The organism is Nakamurella sp. (genome assembly GCF_048594475.1).
In the GTDB taxonomy this organism is placed as follows: Bacteria; Actinomycetota; Actinomycetes; order Mycobacteriales; family Nakamurellaceae; genus Nakamurella.
In genome coordinates, this window is the sequence record NZ_JBMDXT010000366.1 from 1 (window position 1) to 21,493 (window position 21,493).

Annotated in this window: 19 protein-coding genes and 1 pseudogene; 11 read left to right on the top strand and 9 right to left on the bottom strand. The window is 74.7% G+C overall.

The window, feature by feature from the left end:
* Both ACOJUF_RS16400 and ACOJUF_RS16405 read left to right on the top strand, forming a co-directional pair.
* Positions 1-3,484 (top strand): Lhr family helicase (locus ACOJUF_RS16400; protein WP_420122897.1); only part of this gene is annotated, 3,484 nt, incomplete at its 5' end.
* A gap of 477 nt (positions 3,485-3,961) precedes the next feature.
* Positions 3,962-4,891 carry a DNA-formamidopyrimidine glycosylase family protein gene (locus tag ACOJUF_RS16405; protein ID WP_420122898.1) on the top strand — a complete coding sequence of 310 codons (930 nt, stop codon included), beginning with the start codon at positions 3,962-3,964 and terminating at the stop codon, positions 4,889-4,891.
* A gap of 299 nt (positions 4,892-5,190) precedes the next feature.
* Here ACOJUF_RS16405 and ACOJUF_RS16410 read toward each other — a convergent pair whose 3' ends face one another.
* Together ACOJUF_RS16410 and ACOJUF_RS16415 are read right to left on the bottom strand one after the other, a co-directional pair.
* Positions 5,191-5,997 carry a methyltransferase domain-containing protein gene (locus tag ACOJUF_RS16410; protein ID WP_420122899.1) on the bottom strand — a complete coding sequence of 269 codons (807 nt, stop codon included), beginning with the start codon at positions 5,995-5,997 and terminating at the stop codon, positions 5,191-5,193.
* A gap of 73 nt (positions 5,998-6,070) precedes the next feature.
* Positions 6,071-6,790 carry a DUF4386 family protein gene (locus ACOJUF_RS16415; protein ID WP_420122900.1) on the bottom strand — a complete coding sequence of 240 codons (720 nt, stop codon included), beginning with the start codon at positions 6,788-6,790 and terminating at the stop codon, positions 6,071-6,073.
* A 131-nt stretch (positions 6,791-6,921) separates the two neighbouring features.
* On the opposite strand from ACOJUF_RS16415, the pseudogene ACOJUF_RS16420 reads away from it, so the two are divergent.
* A pseudogene (locus tag ACOJUF_RS16420) lies at positions 6,922-7,587 on the top strand (TetR/AcrR family transcriptional regulator); the annotation flags it as partial.
* Positions 7,588-7,638: 51 nt separating this feature from the next.
* On the opposite strand, the gene msrB reads toward ACOJUF_RS16420, so the two are convergent.
* A complete protein-coding gene (msrB, locus tag ACOJUF_RS16425) occupies positions 7,639-8,064 on the bottom strand; it encodes a peptide-methionine (R)-S-oxide reductase MsrB (RefSeq protein ID WP_420122914.1) in 426 nt (141 codons plus the stop codon).
* 228 nt (positions 8,065-8,292) lie between these two features.
* On the opposite strand from msrB, the gene ACOJUF_RS16430 reads away from it, so the two are divergent.
* Entirely contained in the window at positions 8,293-9,375 is a 1,083-nt protein-coding gene (locus ACOJUF_RS16430; protein WP_420122915.1) for a DNA polymerase domain-containing protein, read from the top strand.
* A 53-nt stretch (positions 9,376-9,428) separates the two neighbouring features.
* Here the strand turns inward: ACOJUF_RS16430 and ACOJUF_RS16435 are convergent, their stop codons facing one another.
* Positions 9,429-10,277, bottom strand: coding sequence for a DUF1206 domain-containing protein (locus ACOJUF_RS16435; protein WP_420122901.1), 849 nt, complete (start codon positions 10,275-10,277; stop codon positions 9,429-9,431).
* 90 nt (positions 10,278-10,367) lie between these two features.
* On the opposite strand from ACOJUF_RS16435, the gene ACOJUF_RS16440 reads away from it, so the two are divergent.
* From ACOJUF_RS16440 to ACOJUF_RS16450, 3 genes are all read left to right on the top strand, one after another.
* Positions 10,368-10,961: a maleylpyruvate isomerase N-terminal domain-containing protein gene (locus tag ACOJUF_RS16440; RefSeq protein WP_420122902.1), complete on the top strand. Its 594-nt coding sequence runs from the start codon at positions 10,368-10,370 to the stop codon at positions 10,959-10,961.
* Between the two features lie 125 nt (positions 10,962-11,086).
* Positions 11,087-11,689: a TIGR03086 family metal-binding protein gene (locus tag ACOJUF_RS16445; RefSeq protein ID WP_420122903.1), complete on the top strand. Its 603-nt coding sequence runs from the start codon at positions 11,087-11,089 to the stop codon at positions 11,687-11,689.
* Complete coding sequence (locus ACOJUF_RS16450) at positions 11,686-12,513, top strand: hypothetical protein (RefSeq protein WP_420122904.1); 828 nt, start codon at positions 11,686-11,688, stop codon at positions 12,511-12,513. Before ACOJUF_RS16445 ends, ACOJUF_RS16450 begins: the two co-directional genes overlap by 4 nt.
* A gap of 78 nt (positions 12,514-12,591) precedes the next feature.
* Here the strand turns inward: ACOJUF_RS16450 and ACOJUF_RS16455 are convergent, their stop codons facing one another.
* Positions 12,592-13,656 carry an ATP-dependent DNA ligase gene (locus ACOJUF_RS16455; RefSeq protein ID WP_420122905.1) on the bottom strand — a complete coding sequence of 355 codons (1,065 nt, stop codon included), beginning with the start codon at positions 13,654-13,656 and terminating at the stop codon, positions 12,592-12,594.
* A gap of 81 nt (positions 13,657-13,737) precedes the next feature.
* Between ACOJUF_RS16455 and ACOJUF_RS16460 the strand changes: the two genes are divergently transcribed.
* Complete coding sequence (locus tag ACOJUF_RS16460; protein WP_420122906.1) at positions 13,738-14,025, top strand: hypothetical protein; 288 nt, start codon at positions 13,738-13,740, stop codon at positions 14,023-14,025.
* Positions 14,026-14,110: 85 nt separating this feature from the next.
* Here ACOJUF_RS16460 and ACOJUF_RS16465 read toward each other — a convergent pair whose 3' ends face one another.
* A complete protein-coding gene (locus ACOJUF_RS16465) occupies positions 14,111-15,025 on the bottom strand; it encodes a M15 family metallopeptidase (RefSeq protein WP_420122907.1) in 915 nt (304 codons plus the stop codon).
* Positions 15,026-15,111: 86 nt separating this feature from the next.
* A complete protein-coding gene (locus ACOJUF_RS16470; protein WP_420122908.1) occupies positions 15,112-15,624 on the bottom strand; it encodes an RpiB/LacA/LacB family sugar-phosphate isomerase in 513 nt (170 codons plus the stop codon).
* 121 nt (positions 15,625-15,745) lie between these two features.
* On the opposite strand from ACOJUF_RS16470, the gene ACOJUF_RS16475 reads away from it, so the two are divergent.
* The gene (locus ACOJUF_RS16475) at positions 15,746-16,303 is read left to right on the top strand and encodes a sugar O-acetyltransferase (RefSeq protein WP_420122909.1); all 558 of its coding nucleotides are present in this window, start codon (positions 15,746-15,748) and stop codon (positions 16,301-16,303) included.
* Positions 16,304-16,308: 5 nt separating this feature from the next.
* Positions 16,309-17,235 carry a metal-dependent hydrolase gene (locus ACOJUF_RS16480; RefSeq protein WP_420122910.1) on the top strand — a complete coding sequence of 309 codons (927 nt, stop codon included), beginning with the start codon at positions 16,309-16,311 and terminating at the stop codon, positions 17,233-17,235.
* A gap of 47 nt (positions 17,236-17,282) precedes the next feature.
* On the opposite strand, the gene ACOJUF_RS16485 is transcribed toward ACOJUF_RS16480, so the two are convergent.
* Positions 17,283-18,512 carry a dipeptidase gene (locus ACOJUF_RS16485; RefSeq protein ID WP_420122911.1) on the bottom strand — a complete coding sequence of 410 codons (1,230 nt, stop codon included), beginning with the start codon at positions 18,510-18,512 and terminating at the stop codon, positions 17,283-17,285.
* Entirely contained in the window at positions 18,509-19,711 is a 1,203-nt protein-coding gene (locus tag ACOJUF_RS16490) for a pyridoxal phosphate-dependent aminotransferase (RefSeq protein WP_420122912.1), read from the bottom strand. The genes ACOJUF_RS16485 and ACOJUF_RS16490 overlap by 4 nt, the downstream gene beginning before the upstream one ends.
* 111 nt (positions 19,712-19,822) lie before the next feature.
* Between ACOJUF_RS16490 and ACOJUF_RS16495 the strand changes: the two genes are divergently transcribed.
* Positions 19,823-21,178, top strand: coding sequence for a DUF445 domain-containing protein (locus ACOJUF_RS16495; RefSeq protein WP_420122913.1), 1,356 nt, complete (start codon positions 19,823-19,825; stop codon positions 21,176-21,178).
* Positions 21,179-21,493 lie beyond the last annotated feature (315 nt).

The window sequence follows — 21,493 nt, forward strand, 5'->3', positions numbered from 1 at the left end:
GAGCCACGGCGTCATGTTCCCCAAGTTCCGGGGCGACCTGATCTCGGCGGCCGTGGTCGCCGGCCGGATGCAGGTCGGGGCGATCGAGTCGCTGTCGACCATCGCCAACCCGCTCGACATCGCCGCCCAGCAGATCGTCGCCCTCTGCGCGATGGACCCGATCACCGTCGACGACGTGCTGGCCCTGCTGCGCCGGTCCGCGCCGTTCGCCGGGTTGGGCCGGGGAGCGCTGGAGTCCGTCCTGGACATGCTCTCCGGTCGCTATCCGAGCGAGCAGTTCGCCGAGCTGCGGCCGCGCCGGACCTGGGACCGCACCACCGGCCTGCTGACCGGCCGGCCCGGCGCGCAGAAGCGGGCCCTCACCTCCGGCGGCACCATCCCCGACCGCGGGTTGTTCGGGGTCTTCCTGGCGACCGAGGGCGGCCCGGGCGGGGCCGGCCGGCGGGTGGGCGAGCTCGACGAGGAAATGGTCTACGAATCCCGGGTCGGCGACGTGTTCGCGCTGGGGTCGAGTTCCTGGCGGATCGTCGACATCACCCGCGACCAGGTGCTGGTGCTCCCCGCGCCGGGCCTGCCCGGGCGGCTGCCGTTCTGGAAGGGCGACACCCTGGGCCGCCCGGCCGAGCTGGGCCGCGCGCACGGCGAGTTCGTCCGCGACCTGGTGTCCGTCCCGGATGCCGCGGCCCGGGAGCGGCTGACCACCGCCGGCCTGGACGAGTTCGCGCGGTCCAACCTGCTGGCCTACCTGGCCGAGCAGAAGGCCGCGACCGGCGTCGTCCCGGACGAGAAGACGCTGGTGGTGGAGCGGTTCCGGGACGAGCTGGGGGATTGGCGGATCGTTCTGCACTCTCCTTACGGAGCCGCGGTGCACGCGCCCTGGGCGTTGGTCGTCGGCGCGCGGATGCGCGAGCGGTACGGGGTCGACGTGGCCGCCATGCACGCCGACGACGGCATCGTGCTGCGGCTGCCCGACGTCGAGTACGAGGACGGCCCGCCCGACTTCGCCGAGTTCCTGGCCCTGGACCCGCAGACCGTCGAGGCCGAGATCACCGCCGAGATCGGCGGGGCCGCGGTGTTCGCGTCCCGGTTCCGCGAGTGCGCGGCCCGGGCCCTGCTGCTGCCGCGGCGGCAGATCGGCACGCGCCAGCCGCTGTGGCAGCAGCGGCAGCGGGCCGCCCAGTTGCTCGAGGTCGCGTCGGCCTACCCCTCGTTCCCGATCGTCGCGGAGGCCGTCCGGGAGTGCCTGTCCGACGTCTTCGACGTGCCCTCCCTCACCGCACTGCTGCGCGAGATCCAGGCCCGCACGGTGCGGATCGTCGAGGTGACGACCGCGTCCCCATCGCCGTTCGCCTCGTCCCTGCTGTTCGGTTACGTCGCGCAGTTCCTCTACGAGGGCGACTCGCCGCTGGCCGAGCGGCGGGCCGCGGCGCTGACCGTCGACCCGACCCTGCTGGCCGAACTGCTCGGGCACGGCGACGGGCTGGCCCTGCGGGACCTGCTGGACCCGGACGCGGTGGCCTCGGTGGAGGCCGAACTGCAGCGCCTGGCCGAGGAGCGCCGCGCCCGCAACCCCGACGAGATCGCCGACCTGCTGCGGATCCTCGGCCCGCTGTCGACCGCGGAGATCGACCTGCGCTCGACGGTGCCCGATCTGGCCGCCGCCCTCGACGGGCTGGTCGCCGCCCGCCGGATCATCGCGGTGCGCATCGCCGGGAACCCGCAGTGGGCCGACCCGACCGACGCCGCCATGCTGCGGGACGCCCTGGGCACCCCGCTGCCGACCGGTGTGGCCGAATCGCTGCTCGAACCGGTGCAGGATCCGCTGGGCCGGCTGTTGCGCCGGTACGCCCGCACTCACGGCCCTTTCCTGGCCGCCGAGGCGGCGGTGCGGTTCGGCCTGGGCGTGGCGGTGGTGACCGACGCCCTGCGCCGGCAGGTGTCGTCCGGCCGGCTGGCCGAGGGCGAGTTCCGGCCGCTCGGGTCCGGCGCGGCGGGCGGGTCGCCCGGCGGGGAGGCGGGCCCGGAGTTCGTCGACGCCGAGGTGCTGCGGCTGCTGCGACGCCGGTCGCTGGCCGCGTTGCGGGCCGAGGTCGAGCCGGTCGACAAGCAGGCGCTGGCCCGGTTCCTGCCCGCCTGGAACGGCATCGCGACCGGCCGGGGCGGCGCCCGCGGGCTGCGCGGCGTCGACGGGGTGCTGCGGGCGGTCGAGCAGCTCGCCGGCGCCGTCGTGCCGGCGTCGGCGCTGGAGTCGCTGGTGCTGCCGGCGCGCGTCGCCGACTACCGGCCGGCCCTGCTGGACGAGGTGATGGCCGCCGGCGAGGTCATCTGGACCGGGCACGGCGCGCTGGCCGGCGACGACGGCTGGGTCGCCCTGCATCCGGCCGAATCGGCCGCCCTGACCATCCCGCTCCCCGCGGCGGACGCGGTGGTGCCGGACGGCGAACTGCACCGCGCCCTGCTGGAGGTCCTGGTGAGCGGGGGCGGCTTCTTCTTCCGGCAGTTGGTCGAGACGGCGCACGCGGCGGGCATCACGGTGACCGACACGCAGGTCGCGGACGCGTTGTGGGAGCTGGTGTTCGCCGGGCTCGTCGCATCCGACACCCTGGCCCCGCTGCGGGGCCGGCTGACCGGCGGCCGGACCACCCACAAACCGAAGGCGGCCCCGCCGAGGCTACGGATGCGCGGGCCGTCCGGGCTGGCAGCCCTGTCCGGGCAATTGCGGGCCGGGGCGAACGGCGCCGGCGGCGTGCGCCGCGGCGCCCCGCCGTCGGTCGTCGGGCGCTGGTCGCTGGTGCCCGACCTCGAGGGTGACTCGACCGTGCGCACGCACGCCGCGGCCGAGGTGCTGCTGGATCGGCACGGGGTGGTGACCCGCGGGGCGGTCGCGGCCGAGGGTGTACCCGGTGGCTTCGCCGCGGTGTACCGGGTGCTGTCGGCGATGGAGGAAACGGGCCGGATCCGCCGCGGGTACTTCGTCGAAGGGCTCGGGGCCGCCCAGTTCGCGACCGCCGGGGCCGTCGACCGGGTGCGGGGGTTCGCCCGGCCGCCGGACCGGGACGACGAGGGGAATGCCGGCGCGGCCGTCGTGCTGGCCGCCGCGGACCCGGCGAACCCCTACGGAGCCGCCCTCGACTGGCCCGAACCGGTGGCCGCGGGGACGGACTCGCACCGGCCGACCCGGCGGGCCGGCGCGCTGACCGTGCTGGTCGACGGCGCTCCGGCCCTGTTCGCCGAGCGCGGCGGCCGGACCATGCTCAGCTTCACCGGCGACCCCGAGATGCTCGCCGCGGCGGCGCGGGCGCTGGCCGAGCGCGTCCGGTCGGGTCGGATCGCCGCGATGACCGTCACCAAGATCGACGGGGTCGACACCATGGCCGATCGGGGACCGGCCGTGCAGGCGCTCACCGACGCCGGGTTCAGCGTGACGCCGCGCGGCCTGCGGCTCCGCAGTTCCGGCGCGGCCGGATCGCTGGCCGGCCGGTGATGCGGGTGCCCGGGGGAGCCGGTCGGCACCCGGCCGGTGGGATGCGGGGGGCGGCCTCGCGAGGGGTGTGCGCGCCGGGGGTGGATGGAAGGGCGGTGGCCCGGCGAGGGGTGGTCTCGCGGGGGGTGGTCCTGCGGGGCGTGGCTGCGCGGGGGGTGGCTGTGCGGGGCGTGGTCGCGCGGGGGGTGGCTGCGCTGGGTGTGGTCCCGCTGGGTGTGGTCACGGGGAAGGACACCGTGCGGGAGGTGGCCGGAGCGGCAGAGATTCGACCGAGCGGCCATCGGCCGAACGGTGTGCGGCGCTGGGCGGGGGCCGGATGCCGCAGGTCGTTCAGGGGATGGTCCGGGCCCGTTCTCGCGGGCCCTCACGATCCCGATTTCGAGCCGGCTCCCGGTCTCGTTCTCGAGCCCGCTCCCGAGGCCGGCCCGGGGCGGCTGACGCACGGCGTCCGCGGCTCGCGTCCGGGGGGCGGGTGCCATGCCCGAGGGTGACACCGTCCTGCGGACCGCCCGGCGGTTGCACCAGGCGTTGGCCGGCCGGGCGCTGGTCCGGGCCGAGTTGCGCTGGCCGTCCCTCGGGGACGCCGATCTGGCCGGCCGCACCGTCAGCGAGGTCGTCGCCTACGGCAAGCACATCCTCACCCGGATCGCCCCGGCCGAGTCCGCCGGGAGCGCGCCGGCGCGGGCCCGGCGGCCGACGGTGCCGGACGAGGCGCTGACCCTGCGCTCGCACCTGCGGATGGAGGGCCGGTGGTACGTGCACGCCCGCGACGCCGAGCCCTGGCCCTCGCCGGGCCGGGCGAGCGTGCGCGCCGTCCTGGGTGGCGCCGAGTGGACCGCGGTGGGTACCTGGTTGGGGCTGCTCGATCTGATCCCGACGGCCGCGGAGCGGGATCTCATCGGACACCTCGGGCCCGACATCATGGCCGACGATTTCGACGTCGAGCGGGCGGTGCCGCGGCTGCTGATCGACCCGCGCCGCGAGGTCGGCGCGGCGCTGCTGGATCAGACGACGGTCGCCGGCATCGGCACCATGTACATGGCCGAAGCCCTTTTCGTGCAGCGGGTCTCGCCGTGGACTCCGGTCGATCAGGTGGACCTGCCCGGCCTGCTGACCACGGCGCGGCGGCAGCTGCTGCGGGGGGCGGCCCAGGCGGTGCCCAGCACCACCGGCAATCCGCGGCGGGGGATGCAGACCTACGTACACGGCCGGTCCGGCCGGCCGTGCCAGCGCTGTGGCGGAACCCTGCGGGTGGCCGAGATCGGGCCGCCGGACAAGCGGCGTCCGGCGTTCTACTGCCCCACCTGCCAGCCCGGACCCACCCCGACCGACAACGGCCGGCCCCAGCGGCCGCTCGGCGCCAACCCGGCCTACCGCGAATTCCGCCGGCCGACCGGCTACCGCTGACCCGACGGCGCGGGCCGAGCCGGATCCGAGCTGGGTGCGGTGCACGGGGCCGGGTCTGAGCCGGGCGAGGGCCGGGGCCGGGCCCGTCGGACCGCACGCGCAGGTCCGCGTCGCTGTCGCCGGGTCGGTCCGGCGCCGGGAGAGCGATGGCCGCAGGCATCGCCGCACGGGCGTGGCGCTGGCGGCACCTCCACCATCACCGTCGGCGCCGCGTGGACGGTGGGGGTGCCGTCCACGGGTCCCGGGGTGGCGGCACGGTGCCGGTGCCGGTCGCGGGTGCCGGTGGGACGGGCCGTCGATCAGGCGACGGCGACCACTTCCGCGTTGAGCACGGCGAACCAGGCGCCGGTCTGCCGGGCCCAGGCTCGCCACCCCGCGGCCAGTTCGGCCAGTTCGGCGGGGGTGCTGAGGCCGGCGCCCACCGCCTGCTCGGCCAGGGCGGACTCGGTGACCCGTTGCGCCCAGGTGCCGGCCCACCAGTCGCGCTCGTCGGCCGAGGCGAAGCACCAGGCCGACGCGGTGCAGGTCAGCACCGTGAACCCGGCATCGAGCACCCAGGAGGTGAGCCGGCGACCGGCGTCGGGCTCGGCGCCGTTGTGCCGGGCCACCGCACGGTAGAGCTCCAGCCACCGGTCCAGCGCCGGAAGCTGCGGGTACCACGTCATCGCCGCGTAGTCGGCGTCGCGCACCGCGACCACGCCGCCGGGCCGGCACACCCGCCGCATCTCGACCAGGGCCGCGATCGGATCCGTCAGATGCTGCAACACCTGGTGCGCGTGCACGACGTCGACGGCGTCGTCGGGCAGGTCGATCGCGTAGACGTCGCCCGTCCGGTAGGTCAGGTTGGCCAATCCCAGCTCGCGGGCCCGCCCTTCCGCCGCGGCGAGCGGCCCGGCGGCCCGATCCATCCCGAGCACCGTCCCCGGCGCCACCCGTGCGGCCAGCCCCTCGGTGATCGTGCCGGGGCCGCACCCGATGTCCAGCACCGTCCGGCCGGGCGTCAGGTACGGGATCAGGTACGCCGCCGAGTTCTCCACGGTCCGCCTGCTGTGCGACTGCAGCACGCTCGGGTGGTGACCGTGGGTGTAGGTGTCGTCGGGGGCCATACACGCATCCTGCCTGTCGGGTCGCACCGACGAAGCGGCCGGTCGGGGGGTACCGGCCCGATCCACCGGCCGGTCAGACGGTTCGGCGCCGCAGCAGCACCACGGCGACAGCGACCAGCCAGGCGCTCCACACCACGTAGCCGACGAAGTTGGCCAGCCCCGCGATCGGGATCAGCGGCTCCACGGTGCCGACCGCGATGAGCGCGGCGGCCACCAGCCCGATCCCGGCCAACGCCCGGCCCAGCACGGCGCGGCGCAGCCCGAGGCAGACCAGCACCGTCCAGACCGCGGTGAGCGCGTACCCGATGGTCTCCCCGATGGCCGTGCCGAGCACCAGGTTCAGCGTCTGGAAGCTCCGGGCGGCCGACGCGGTGGGTGCATCCCCGGCCAGGAACGGGACCACCAGCGGCCAGCGCAGGAGGCCGGCCACCTGGACCGCGGCCGCGGTGATGCCCACGATGCGCGAGGCCCTCAGGGCCGGCCCGGCACCCAGCCGCGACATCGCGACCGCGATCGGGGCCAGGAGCGCGGCCCCGGCGGCCAGCAGCAGGAACAGGGACCCGATGAGCACCTGGTTCGCGTGGAACCTGATCAGCACGTCGACGGCGGGCTGGTTGAGCACGTCGGGGTAGTCGAAGGCGGTGCCCAGCCCGAGGAACGCGACATTGACCAGGACCGCCCCGGCCACCAGGAGGGCAGAGGTGGGGCCGGTGGCCGGACGCGCCGAACGGGCGACGGAACCAGTGGCGGGACGGGCGGTGGGACGGGCGACGGGACGGGTGGTCGAGGCCATGGAGGGCTCCGTTTCTGTACGGCGTACAAATTCTGTACGGCGTACATTAAAGCGGAGCCGGGGCGGCGTCAAGGGGGTTCCGGACGGCGGCGAGGATGGACCGCGTACCGGGTGACGGAGGGACGACCGCAATGGCGCAGGACGGCGAGGCGAACCGGCGGCGGCCGGGGCCGCGGCGGAGCCTGAGCCACGATCAGGTGGTGGACGCGGCGCTGGCGGCGCTCGACGAGGGCGGGGCGGCCGCCCTGTCCATCCGCGCGGTCGCGGCCCGTCTCGGGGTCAACCCGAACGCGGTCTACACCTACGTGGCCAGCCGTGACGCCCTGGAACGGGAGGTCGTCGAACGGGTGCTCGGCGCGAGCGAGCCGGACCTGCTGGCCGGGCCGGCCGGGCGGTGGCGCGAGCGCATCACGGCCTACGCCCGGTCGTTGCGCGCGGGCCTGCACCGCCACCCGCCGGTGGCGACGCTGATGATGTCGGCGCCGATGGACGGGCCGGCGGCCCTGCTGATCGGCGAGCGGCTGATCGCGGCGCTGCGCGACGGCGGACTGGACCTCCCGGACGCCGCCCGCGGCGCCTATGCACTGATCGTCCAGGTGGTCGGGTTCGTCGCCCTCGAGGTGGCCGAGACCGACGGGCGCCCGCCGCTGCCCGCGGAGGCCGAGCGGGTGGCGGCCCGCCGCGCGGCGCTGGAGTTTCTGGATCCGGCGCAGTGGCCGCTGTCCGCGTCGACCCATGAGGTCGCCGCGGCCTGGGTGACCACCGACCAGTTCCGCTGGGCGGTGGATCGGCTGCTGGACGGGCTGGCGGGCCCGGCCCGGGGCCCGCGGCCGGGCTCACCCGGCCGCTCAGTCGGCGGTCGGCTCGAGGGTCAGCGACACGCCGTTGATGCAGTAGCGGTCGTTGGTGGGGGTGGGGAAGCCCTCCCCGCTGAACACGTGGCCCAGGTGCGAGCCGCAGGTCGCGCAGCGCACCTCGGTGCGGACACTGAAGTGCGACCGGTCCTCCAGCAACTCCACCCGGTCCTGCGCCAGCGGCGTGTAGAACGCCGGCCAGCCGCAGTGCGCGTCGAACTTGTGCTCGCTGCGGAACAGCTCGGTGCCACAGCCGCGGCACCGGTACACGCCGACGGTCGTGTCGGTCTCGTAGGGGCTGGAGAAGGGACGCTCGGTGCCGGCCTGCCGGAGCACCTGATACTCCTGCGGGGACAGCTCCGCGCGCCACTGGTCGTCGGACTTGCTGACGTCGTACACCTTGCCGGGGTCGGACTTCATGCGGTTGATTGTCATGCCTGGTCCAACACCGGGTCCAGGGTGGTCGTTCCCGGCATTCCTTACGGGCCGGTGAAGGGTCCCGGCGCCGTGGGCCGGGATGCGCCGCCCGGCGCCGACCCCGCCGGAACGGGCCACCGTCCGACCCGCCGGGTACGTTGCGACCAGCCGGTCGGCGGACGCTCCGCGATGCGTCCGGCGGGGCCGGCCACCGACCGGAAGGGTGGCGCCATGCCGAAACCGCCGGCGACGACGGTCGCCGTGGACGGCCGCGAGGTGCGGGTGTCGAGCCCGGACCGCGTGGTGTACGAGGCGACGGACCGGACGCCGGCCGTCACGAAGCTGGCGGTCTGTCAGTACGTCGCCACCGTCGGCCCGGTCATGATGCGCAGCATCGGCCTCCGGCCGACCGCGATGGAGCGCTGGCCCGACGGCTGGCGGGAAGGCATGCGCCTGGCCGTCGGACCGCAGGACCGGGACGCCGACGGCTTCTACCAGAAGCGGCTGCCCAAAGGGGCGCCCGACTTCGTCGAGACGGTGCGGATCACCTTCCCCAGCGGCCGCCCGGCCGACGAGCTCTGCCCGACCGAGCCGGCCGCGCTGGTCTGGGCCGCGCAGATGGGCGCGCTGACCTTCCACCCGTGGCCGGTCCGGCGGCCCGACGTCGATCACCCGGACGAGTTGCGCATCGACCTGGACCCGCAGCCGGGCACCTCGTTCGCCGACGCGCAACGGGTGGCCGACGTGACCCGGGAACTGCTGGCCGAACTCGGCCTGCGGGGATACCCCAAGACCAGCGGGAACCGCGGCGTGCACATCTACGTGCGGATCCAGCCGCGGTGGTCGTTCGACGAGGTCCGGCACGCCGCGATCGGCCTGGGCCGCGAACTCGAACGGCGCGACGGCGGGGTGACCACGGCCTGGTGGAAGGAGGAACGCGGCACGCGGCTGTTCCTGGACTACAACCAGAACCTGCGCGACCGGACGATCGCCGGCGCGTGGAGCCTGCGGGCCCGCCCCGGCGCCCCGGTCAGCACGCCGATGTCCTGGGCCGGGTTGGCCGACGTCCGCGATCCCCGCGACTTCAACCTGCTGACCGTGCCCGACTACGCCGCCGACGGCGACCCCTGGGCGGACATGGACGAGCAGGCCTATTCGCTGGAGCCGTTGCTGGACCTGTGGGCGAACCTGCCCGGCGGCGAGTTGAACTGGCCGCCGGACTATCCCAAGCAGCCCGGCGAGCCGCCGCGGGTGCAGCCGAGCAAGAAGGTCGCCGACCACTGGGACGAGCAGGGCAACCGGATCGAGAAGTAGCGGGCCGCACGCGCCGATCCGGCCGGGCGCCGGGCCGGCGCTCCGGCCGGGCGTCAGCGGCGCCGGTGCGCGGCCCAGGCGAAGCAGTACGCCCCGAAGAGCGTGAGCCCGATGCCCTTGAGGAACAGCAGCGTGCCGCCCGCCGGGGACAGGTTGAGCATGCGGAAGACGGTCTGCAGGCCGGGCGGACCGGTCCGGCCGTCGATCGCCGTCCAGATCATCAGCCCGCCGATGATGGCGTAGGTGACGCCCTTGCCGACGTAGCCGGCCTGGCCGAGGGCGATCACCGGGCGCGGCGTGCCGTCCCGCAGGTCGCCGACGAAGCGGCGCCGGAGCCCGCGGTAGACCGACCGCACCGCCAGCACGAGCAGCACGATGCCGGCCACGACCACCGCGATGCGCACCAGCGCGTCCTCCAGCGCGGTGGAGTCGTGGGTGACGTCCCGTCCTTCCCGGGCGGCCCGGCCCTCCACGGCCACCCGGACCGCGCTGATCCCCAGGGCCAGGTAACCGACGGCACTGAACAACGAGCCGGTCCGGCCGAACGCCCGGCCGATCGGCTTCTCGTCCGGATCGCGCCGCCACACCATCTCGAAGATCTGCCACAGCACGAGCGCGCCGAGACCGAACGCCGTGATCCACAGGACCACCTCGCCGATCTCGGTCTGTGCCATCGCGTCGAGGGCCGAGTACTCCGAATCGCTGCCGTGCCGGCCGGTGGTCGCGAGGCGGAAGGCGATACCGGCGATCAGCAGGTAGACGAACCCGTAGGTGACCAGGCCGATCCCGACCGTCACGTCGAAGGCGGTGCTCTTGTGCACCCGGCGGCCACGATCGCCGGCCGCGCGGAGCAGCGCCGACCGGCGGTTCTCCGGGACGGTCGCACCCTCCCGCTCGCCCATGCGGCCCCCCGACGAGTCGGTGCCCGCCGGCGGTCGGGCGCCCGGCGCCCAGGATAGAGCGGGCCGCCCGCCCGGCGATGGTCGAGCGCGATGGTCGAGAATGCCGGGGTGGACGGCACCAGCATCGACCAGGCCATCCGATCCAGTGCGGCCTTCCTGCAGCGGACGCTGGACCTGGACTGGGATCGGCCCATCCCGGAGATGACGTGGTCCGTGCGCGAGGTGGTCGCGCACGTCGGGGACACCCTGCTCTGGTACGCGACCGACCTCGCCGGCGGGCCCCGCGAACTGTCCACGATGGACCTGCGGGTCCGCCCGGCCGAGGCGCCGGCCGCACTGATCGAGACGGTCGGCACGTTCGGCGCCGTCCTCGGTCACGTGGTCGACGGCGTGACCCCGGGTCAGCGGGGGTTCCATCCCGACGGGGCCGCCGACAGCACCGGGTTCGCCGCCATGGCCTGCGACGAGATCCTGGTGCACACCAGCGATGCGGCGCGCGGGCTGGGGCTGGAGTACGAGCCGTCGGAGGTGCTCGCCGGGGCGGTGCTGCGACGCCTGTTCCCGGGCGCGCCGCGTGACTCCGACCCCTGGGCGGCGCTGCTCTGGGCCAACGGCCGCATCGCGTTGCCCGGGCGGCCGCGGCAGGTCGGCTGGCACCGGCACGCGGCGCCGTTGGGCGAGTAGGGAAAGCGTCACCACCGGGCCGGGACCGGGCCGGTCGGCCCCACGGGACTGTCGGACGGCCGGCGTACGGTCCGGTTCGACGGCGCGGACGCCGGTTCGACGGCGCGGACGGAGGGGGAGCGACGATGCAAGAGACCGAGCTGCGGGTGGTGGCGGCGTTGCACCAGGCCCTGGACGGGATGGGCGAGCTGGTCGCCGGGGTGCGGCCGGACCAGTGGACCGCGCCGTCGACCTGCCCCGAGTGGGACGTGCGGGCCCTGGTCGATCACGTGGTGTTCGGCAACCGGGCGTTCGCCGGCATCCTGACCGGGCAGCCCGGGCCGCCCCAGGGCGACATTCGCGCCGGGCGGGACCGGGACCCCGCCGGGACCGATCCGGAGACGGACTGGCGGTCGAGTGCGGACGGGCTGCTCGAGGCCTTCCGCGCGCCCGGCGTGCTCGGCCGCACCTTCCGGTCCCCGCTGGGCGAGATGCCCGGGGCCGGCCTGGCCGGTCTGCGGCTCACCGAGACCCTCGTCCACGGTTGGGATCTGGCCCGGTCGACCGGCCAGCGACCGCCGTTCGCCGACGGTCCGGCCCGAGCGGCGCTGGACTTCACCCTGCGGCAGCTGCCGCCCGGGGCCGACCGGTCCGCGTTCCCGTTCGCGCCGCCGCAGCCGGTGCCGGACGATGCGCCGGCCCTTGACCGGCTCGCCGCTCATCTGGGGCGGCGGGTGGACGGCCCATGACGGCATCGGGTCCGGATCCGGGCGCGCCCGGGGGCGCCCCGACCGCCGAGGATGTCCGGGCGTTGGCCCGGTCGTCGCCGTGGCTGTGGCGCACGCTGCGGTTCACCCTCCGGACGCCGACCACTGAGCCCTACGGCATCGATCGGCTCCGGGCCTGGGTGAGCCGGCCGCACGGGCTGCGCGCCGAACAGCTCGACGGCCGGTTGATCACGGCCGGGTGGGGGCCGCCGGCCGACCAGGGCATGCCCGAGATCACCGGCGGGCCGCAGCTGCGGCCGGACGGTCTGGTGGCCCGCCGACCCGCGGACTGGATCGGCCCCTTCCGGTTCGACGACCCGATGCTGACCACCTACCGGTGGGTGGCCATGGTGCATCCGTTCGAGTTGGCCGACGGCGTCGAACGCGACGAAGACGGCCTGCCGGGCGGCGACTGGTCGCCCGACCGGCCGCCGATCGTGGTCATCGACGGCCCGCGGGTGGTCGAGCACGCCGGTCGCCTCGCCTGGGAGGCGGAGGTCGTCACCACGGCGGCGTATGCCGCCCGCTGCTCCTGCTGTCCCGTGCTCGACGGGTCCGAGGCGACCGCCCAGCTGATCCGCGAGGGTTGGGAACGGGGCGACCTCGGTCGCCCCTCGTCCTGGCGGATCCGACTCGACCGGCAGACGGGGGTGCTCGTCCAGCTCACCGAAATTGGAGGGAGCAGTCGCTCGGGCGGATGGACGATGACCATCGAAGCCGTCGACGAGCCGATGCCGCGGGAACTGTTCGGGCCGGAGCCGGCCGGGGGGACCGGCCCGGTCGGCCTTCTCGGGGCCGATCCCTGAAAGGGCGCCGGTCGGCCCCGGGCACAGGGCCCCCGGGTGCCTGGTGCGCCTCGGGCACCGATCGACCCGGGATGCCGGTCAGGTGCCCAGGACGTCGGCCAGGTCGTACTTGACCGGCTCGTCGAGCTGCGCGTACGTGCAGGATCGCGGGTCCCGGTCCGGCCGCCACCGGTTGAACTGGGCGGTGTGCCGGAACCGGGTGCCCTCCATGTGCTCGTACCGCACCTCGACCACCCGTTCCGGGCGCAGCGGCACGAACGAGAGGTCCTTGCCGACGTTCCAGCGGCTGTACTCGGAGCTGCGCGGGGTCCGGGCGGCGGCGTCGTCCGGCTTGGCCCAGTTCCACGGGTGGTCGTCGAACGTCGTCACCAGCGGCTGCAGTTCGGTGAACAGGGCGGCGCGGCGCGCGGCCGGGAACGCGCCGATCACCCCGACCGAGGCGAGGTTGCCGCCGTCGTCGTACAGGCCGAGCAGCAGCGAGCCGATGCTCTCCGGGCCGCTCTTGTGCACCCGGTAGCCGGCGACGACGCAGTCCGCGGTGCGCTGATGCTTGATCTTGAACATCGTCCGTTTGTCCGGTTGGTAAGTGCCGGCCAGCGGCTTGGCGACCACCCCGTCCAGGCCGGCGCCCTCGAACTGGTCGAACCACTCGGCCGCCAGCGCCGGGTCGCGGGTCGCCGGCGTCAGGTGGATCGGCGCCTGCGCCGCCGCGAGCGCCTCCTCGAGCGCGGCCCGCCGCTGCTCGAACGGGCGGCCGGTGAAATCCTCGTCGCCCAGGGCCAGCAGGTCGAATCCGATGAAACTCGCCGGGGTCTGGGTCGACAGCAGGCGGATGCGGCTGGCCGCCGGGTGAATGCGCTGCTGCAGCACCTCGAACTCCAGCCGGTCCCCGACGACCACCACGATCTCGCCGTCCACCACGCAGCGGTCCGGCAGGTTCGCCTTGATCGCCTCCACCAGCTCGGGAAAGTACCGGGTCATCGGCTTCTCGTTGCGGGAGCCGATCTCGACCTCGTCGCCGTCCCGGTAGACGATCGACCGGAAGCCGTCCCACTTCGGTTCGTAGGACAGCTCACCGGTCGGGATGTCGGGCACGGATTTGGCCAGCATGGGCGCGACGGGCGGCATCACCGGAAGCTGCATGGGGCCCATTCTGGCCCGATCGTCGTTCCGGTGAGTGGATCGCGCTCCCGCGGAACGCCGTCGGGTCGGGATACTGAGCCGGTGACCTCGAAGAAGAAGCGCTACGCGCAGCCGGCCCCGGCCGCCCCGGTGAAGGCGGACGGCGCGACCCGGCGCGACTGGATGATCCGGTCGGTCGCGGTGCTCGCGATCGCGGTCGGGGCGTCGATGACGCTGATCGGGGCCACCCCGGACATCGCCGGCGGCTGGGGCAAGCTCGTGCTGATGGTGCCGGGCATGATCATCGCGGCGGGCGGGTTCGTCGCGTTCATCGAGACCACGAGCATGGCCCGCAGCCAGCGCGGCTCCCGCCGCCGGATGGTTCGCTAGGGGTGTGCTGAACGACCGTCCGGCCGCTTCCGCTCCCGGTGGCGCGGTCTCGGCCGGCTCCCGCGGCCCGGCCGGGCCGGGCCGGTCACCGGCCCGAGACCGAGAAGTGCTGGTAGTCGATCGGTGATCGCCAGTCGCCACCCCAGGCGAAGCCGTGGGCGGCGAAGGCCAGCACGACCGGGTCGCCGTCGTGGATCACGCCCGGCGCGTCCGGCCGGTCGAGCGCCGCGCGGCCGGCCGGCGGCAGCACGGTCGACCCGTCGACGTACGGGTTCTGCACCGGGTTCACATCGATCGCGGTGCCGTACGAGTGCTCGGAGAAGCCGCCGCCCCCGGTGACCGGCCGGCAGTTGAACGCCGAGGTGTTGTTCGCCGCCATCGACGCGTCGTCGTCACCACCGAAGTCGTCCACCAGCCGCATCGAGGCGATCGGGTAGCTCTGCGCGTACAGCTGCCGGAAGATCGCCACCACGTCCTCGGCGACGGCGGCGGCGACGACCAGTTCCCCGGTGTGATCGGCCCCGTCGAAGCCGCGGTAGGTCAGCGTGAGCCGGCGCAGGTCGGACAGCGGCACCGGGCAGCCGGCCCGCCAGCTGCTGTTCATCCGGGCCGCCGTCGCGTCGTCGATGACGGTGACCGTGGCGGTGAACCCCGCCGGCCCACCGCCCGGGGCGGACGCGGCGGTCGGGGCGGGCTCCGCCGGCGGGGTGGCCGTCGGGGCCGCTGGGGACGAGGCCGCCGGCGCATCGGGCACGACGGAGCGGGCCGGCGACGTCGGTGCGGATGCGGCCGGCGGTGATCCGGCGATCCCCGGCGAGGCGGCGGCCGGCGCCGCGCTCCCGCCCCCGCGCGAGGCACCGGAGAGCGCAGAAGCGGGTTCGGCGGCCGGCGCAGCGGTGCAGGCGGCCAGCAGGCCGAGAACGGCGAGCCCCGTCGTCGCCGCCTGCCGCGCCCGCCGGGCCGGCGACCGGACGGGCGACCCGAGCGTCGACGCGCGCACCGGCCCGGGCGCCGCCCGGACCGGCGCGCCGGCCGGGCAGCCGGTGCCCGGCCCGAGGCGGGTCCGGGTGAACGGCCGGCCGCGGCTCAGCTCGGCGCCCCCGCCACGACCTGCGGATCGGTCAGCTCGCGCAGCCCGCGCGCGTCGATGGCGGCGACCTTCTCCACCCGGCGCCGGTACTTCTCGTCGCCGCCGGGCGCGCCCGGCTCGCCCAGCCAACCGGTCGTCATCCAGACCCGGACGATCTCCATCGCCAGCACCGGGCCGATGATCTTGCCGCCCAGGCACAGCGCGTTGGTGTTCGAGTGCGACCGGGCCAGCTCCGCGCAGAACGGGTCCTGGCAGACGGCGGCGAACACGCCGCGCACCTTGTTGGCGATCATCGCGCTGCCGTACCCGACCCCGTCGACCAGGATCGCCCGGTCCACCTCGCCGCGGCCCAGGCTCAGCGCCGCGGGCAGAACGAAGTCCGGCAGGTCGCAGGCCGCCTCGTCGTGGGTGCCGAGGTCGACCACCTCGTGCCCCTGGCCGACGAGCCAGTCCTTGATCTGCATCTTCATCGGATATCCGGCGTGGTCGTTGGCCATCGCGATGCGCATCGGTCGTCTCCTGTTCCGGCCCCGGTCACCGGGCCGCGAGCCCCGACGGTAACCCGCCCCGCGGGCCGACACCCTGCCGAACGCCGCGCCGGCGGTCGCCCCCGTGGCGGAGGATCGCGGGATGCCGGGCGACCTCTTGATGCGGATCCACGGCCCCGAGTTCCGGGCGATGGCGGACCGGGTGCTGCGGGCCACTGCGCTGACCTCCCGCCTGAACGTGCTGCCGTTCGACGACGAGGCCGGCAAGGCCCGGCTGTTCGAGCAGATCCTGGGCCGCCCGCTGGCGCCCGGGGTGACGATCTACCCGCCGTTCTTCACCGACCACGGGCTCAACCTGCACCTGGCCGACGGGGTCTTCGTCAACCAGAACTGCACGTTCCTGGACTACGCCGGCATCCGGCTGGCCCCGCGGGTCCTGGTCGCGCCGCGGGTCACGTTCATCACCGTCGGCCACCCGGTCGACACCGACGACCGCCGGGTCTGGCTGACCGGCGGCCCCATCGACGTCGAGGAGAACGTCTGGATCGGGGCCGGCGCGACGATCCTGCCGGGGGTGCGGATCGGCCGGGACGCGGTGATCGCCGCCGGTGCGGTGGTGACCGACGACGTGCCGGCCCGCAGCCTGGTCACCGGGAGCAAGGCCGCCGTCCGGCGGACCTGGCCGGCCCCCGGACAATGACCGGCATGACGCCCACCCTGGTGACCTTTCCCGGCGGCTCCCTGGTGGAACGGGCGACCGTCCGGTCCGCCACCCTCCGGCCCAGCCCGGACACGGGCGCCACCACCGGGGCCGGCCCGAGCACCGGCCCCGACGCGGCCCCGGGCGGCCGCGAGGACCGGCTCCTGGTCGTCACCGACCGCACCCCGTTCCATCCGGTCGACCCCGGGTGGCCGGACCAGGGTCCGGACCGCGGCATTCTCGCGCACGGCGACCGCCGCGCCCCGGTGCTGGACTGCGTGATCGGAGCGACCGACGGCCATGCCCTGTTCGTCGGATCCGAGATCCCGGTGCGGCGCGGCGAACCCGGCTGGTCGTTCGTCGTCGTGCACGTCCTGGCCGCGGCGACGCTCGAGGTGGTCGCCGGCGACGAGGTCACGCTGACCGTCGACGCCGGCCACCGCGCCGCGCTGTCGGCCGGGCACACCGGCTGCCACCTGGCCGCGCTGGCCCTCAACGCCGCGCTGGCCGGCCGGTGGCGCAAGACGCCGCGGCCGGACGGTCTGGGCCGGCCCGACTTCGACGGGACGGCGATCGTGACGTCCCGGATCGAGCCGTTCGGATCGGTCGACGAGTACCGGCTGGGCCGGAGCCTGCGACGCAGCGGTTTCGACCCGGCCGGGCTGGCCGACGAGCTGCCCGCCGTGGCGGCCGCCGTCGACGCGACCCTGGCCGGGTGGGTCGCCGCCGGCGGTGCGGTGCGGGTGGAGACGGCCGGCCCGGCGCTGACCGACCGGCGGGAGTGGGTCTGTGAGCTGCCCGACGGCATCGCCCGCATCCCGTGCGGGGGCACCCACGTGACCGCGCTCGCCGACCTCGGATCGGTCCGGGTCACCCTCGACCTCGCCGCCGACGGCCAGCAGCTGACGATGCGGACCACCGTCGGCCGCTGAGTCGGCCGCTGAGTCGCCTCGGCCCGGTCAGGCCCGCTCAGGCCCGCTCAGACGCCGAAGCCGGGTTCGGCCACGTCCTGCGCGACCTGGAGCGCCCGCAGGATATTCCCGCTGGTCAGGGCGGCCAGGTCGGCATCCGACCAGCCCCGGTCGGCGAGTTCGGCCAGCAGCGCCGGATAACCCGCGACGTCCTCCAGGCCGGCCGGCAGGCACTCCACCCCGTCGTAGTCGCCGCCCAGCCCGATGTGGGCCGGTCCGGCGACCTCGCGGGCGTGCTCGACGTGGTCGGCGACCTGGGCGAGGGTGGCGACCGGCGCCGGGTGGGCGGCCCGCCAGCGCTCCAGCTCGGCGACCGCTTGCGGGTCCAGATGCTCGCCGGCGTGCTCGGTGTAGACCGTCACCCGGTCCAGGCCCAGCTCGTGCCGGCGGGCATCCTCGGCGGCGTCGTGGTCGGCGCAGGCCTGGGACACGAAGTGCGGCACGAACGTCACCATCTGCACCCCGCCGTTGCCGGCCAGCCGGGCCAGCACCTCGTCCGGGACGTCGCGGGGATGGTCGACCAGGGCCCGGCACGACGAGTGGGAGAAGATCACCGGAGCGGCGGAGACGTCCAGCGCGGCGTGCATCGTGGTGGGCGCGACGTGCGACAGGTCGACCAGCATGCCGATGCGGTTCATCTCCCGGACCACGTCGCGGCCGAAGTCGGTCAGGCCGCCCACCGCCGGGGCGTCGGTCGCCGAGTCGGCCCACGGCACGTTCTGGTTGTGGGTCAACGTCATGTAGGCCACGCCCAGCCGGCGCAGCATCCGCAGCACGCCCAGCGAGCAGTCGATGCTGTGGCCGCCCTCGGCTCCCAGCAGTGCGGCGATCCGGCCCGCGGCGATGGCCCGCCGGACGTCGTCCGCGGTACGGGCAGCGACGAAGGTGTCCGGGTACCGGGCGACGATCCGGGCGACGCAGTCGATCTGCTCCAGGGTCGCGGTCACCGCCGCCCCACCGGTCAACGTGCCCGGCACGTAGACCGAGAAGAACTGGGCGCCCACGCCGCCGGCCCGCAGCCGGGCGATGTCGGTGTGCAGGGTGGGCTGATGGCGCGCGATGTCGCGCCGGTCCAGGTCGTAGGCGACCTGCCGGCGCAGCGCCCAGGCCAGGTCGTTGTGCCCGTCGAACACCGGCGCCCGGGTCAGCAGGGACGCCACCCGATCGGCCGTGGCTCGGTTCGCCCTCTCCGTCGGGCCGGCCGTCGCCGGATGCTCGGTGTGCCGCTGGGCCGTCATGCCATCCCCGCCAATCGTCGGACCGCCTCGTCGATGACCTCGTCCCGCTTGCAGAACGCGAACCGGACGAACGGCTTGCCGTCGGCCGGATCGTCGTGGAACACCTCGTCCGGGATGGCCACCACCCCCGCCCGGGCGGGCAGGTCGAGGCAGAAGCGCATGCCGTCGGTCGCCCCCAGCGGCCGGATGTCGGTCATCACGAAGTAGGTGCCCTGCGGACGCAGCACGCCGAAGCCGGCCGCGGCGAGCCCGGCGCAGAGCCGGTCCCGCTTGCTCTGCAGGCCGTCCCGCAGCCCGGCCACCCAGGCCATCTCGTGGCGCAGCGCGTGGGCCACGGCCGGCTGGAACGGGGCGCCGCCGACGTAGGTGAGGAACTGCTTGGCCGCCCGCACGGCGGCGATCAGGGGTGCCGGTCCGCACGCCCAGCCGATCTTCCAGCCGGTGGTGCTGAACGTCTTGCCGGCGCTGGAGATGGTGACGGTGCGCCCGGCCATCCCGTCGAACGTGGCCAGCGGACGGTGCGGCACCCCGTCGAAGACCAGGTACTCGTAGACCTCGTCGGTCAGCACCACCAGGTCGTGCTCGACGGCGAGCCGGGCCAGGCCGGCCAGCTCGTCCGCGTCGAGCACGGTGCCGGTCGGGTTGTGCGGGGAATTGACGATCAGCATCCGGGTCGCCGGGGTGATCGCGGCGGCGACCTCGTCGACGTCGAGCCCGAACCGGCCGGAGCCGTCCGGGCGCAGCGGGACCGACCGGTGCCGGGCACCGGCCATCGCCACGATGGGCGGGTAGGAGTCGTAGTGCGGCTCGATCAGCAGGACATCGTCACCCGGCCCGACCAGGCCGAGGACCGCCGCGGCCAGCGCCTCGGTCGCCCCGACGGTCACCAGCACCTCGGTGTCCGGGTCGAAGACCTGCCCGTGGTCCCGCTCCCGGGCCAGCGCGATGGCCTGCCGCAGCTCCGGGATGCCCGGCCCGGGCGGGTACTGGTTGACCCCGTCGGCGATGGCCTGCCGGGCGGCCGCCAGCACGGACGGCGGCCCGTCCGTGTCCGGGAAGCCCTGGCCGAGGTTGATCGCCCCGGTGCGCAGGGCCAGCGCGGACATCTCGGCGAAGATCGTCGTCGTGTACGGCCGCAGCCGGTCCACCAGGGGATCGGCCCAGCGGCTGGTCCGGGCGGGCTGCGGAGCGACCGTCATGGCTCTATTCCTACCGCTCGCCGGTCCCGATCCGGCCGCGGCCTCCCGGATCGGCGCCCGCGCCGCCCGGCCGGCCGGGTCGTGCGCGGCGAGCGGGGAACAATGACCGTCATGAGCACCACCGAATCCACGTCGACCGGACCGGCCCCGACGAGCCCGCCCGGCCGGCCGCGCCCGCCGTCCGCCGGCCGGGTCCCCGCCACGCCGGCCGATCAGGTGCTCAGCGCGTCGGACGAGATCAAGCGGCGCGGGCTGCGGAAGATGAAGGCGATCGCCACCGGCGCGCTGGTGCTGATGGCCGTCGTCTTCGTCATCGCGTTCACGCTGGAGGACCGCTACCCCTGGCTGGGGTACGTCCGGGCGATGGCCGAGGCCGGCATGGTCGGGGCGCTGGCCGACTGGTTCGCCGTCACCGCGCTGTTCCGGCGGCCCCTGGGGCTGCCGATCCCGCACACCGCGATCATCCCGACCCGCAAGGACGCCATCGGCACGTCGCTGTCGGAGTTCGTGGCCACCAACTTCCTGTCCGAGGACGTCGTCCGGGAGAAGCTGGCCGGGTTCTCGGTGGCCCAGCGGGCCGGAGAATTCCTGGCCCGGCCCGAGTCGGCCAAGCGGGTCACGGCCGAGCTCGCCTCCGCGGTGCGGGGCATCAGCAACGTGCTGTCCGACGACCAGGTCGCCGACCTGTTCGAGAAGATGGCCCGGCGCAAGATCGACGAGACGAAGATCGGCCCGCCGCTGGGCCGCATCGCGGCGGACGTCTTCGCCCGCGGCGACCACCGCCCGCTGGTCGACATGATCGCCGACCGCTGCTACGAGTGGATCCGGGACAACTACACCGCGGTCTCCCGGGTGGTGTCCCAGCGGTCGCCGTCGTGGTCGCCCCGCTTCCTGGACGACATTGTCGCCGACCGGATCTACAACGAGGTGCTGAACTTCGCCCGCGCGGTCAAGGACGACCCCCAGCACCAGCTGCGGCTCTCGCTGGACGTCTTCCTGGCCGAGTTCGCCCAGGACCTGCAGCACGACGACGCGACGATCGCCCGGGCCGAGGCGATCAAGGATCAGGTCGTCGGCAACGCCGAGGTGCGGACGCTGGCGACCGGCTTCTGGCAGTCGATCAAGGACTCGCTGCTGCGCGCCGCCGAGGACCCGGACTCCCCGCTGCGCCGGTCGATCACCGACGGGCTGATCGGCTTCGGTCGCCGGCTGCAGGACGATCCCGAGCTGACCGCCAAGGTCGACGGCTGGGTCGCCGATGTGGCCGGCTACATCGCCCGCAACCACGCCCGGAACATCACCGGGATCATCGACGACACCATCGCGCGGTGGGACGGTGAGGCGACCAGCCGCAAGATCGAACTCCAGGTCGGCCGCGACCTGCAGTTCATCCGCATCAACGGCACCGTCGTCGGCGCCCTGGCCGGCCTGGTGATCTACACCCTGGCCCAGCTGCTGCTCACCTGAGCGGCCCGGCCGCACCCGGTCGGCCCCGCGGGCGCCGGCCTGGCCCGGTCCCCGCGGCTCGCCTGCCCGCGCGGATCAACTAGCCCCGCGGCTCGCCTGCCCGCGCGGATCAACTAGGCCCGCGCGGATCAAAAGTGCCCGAATGTGACGGGTGGGGCAGGAATCAACGATGTCATCCGGTTGAGTCGGTCCGGGGCGCGGTGGCCGGGTTGCCCCGGTTCCGTTTCCCCGGACCGCTCGCCGAACCCGGCGTGCGTGTCTCGACGCACCGGGCTCTCCACGGGTGCGGCCGTTATGCCGGGGTCGGTGTCCAAG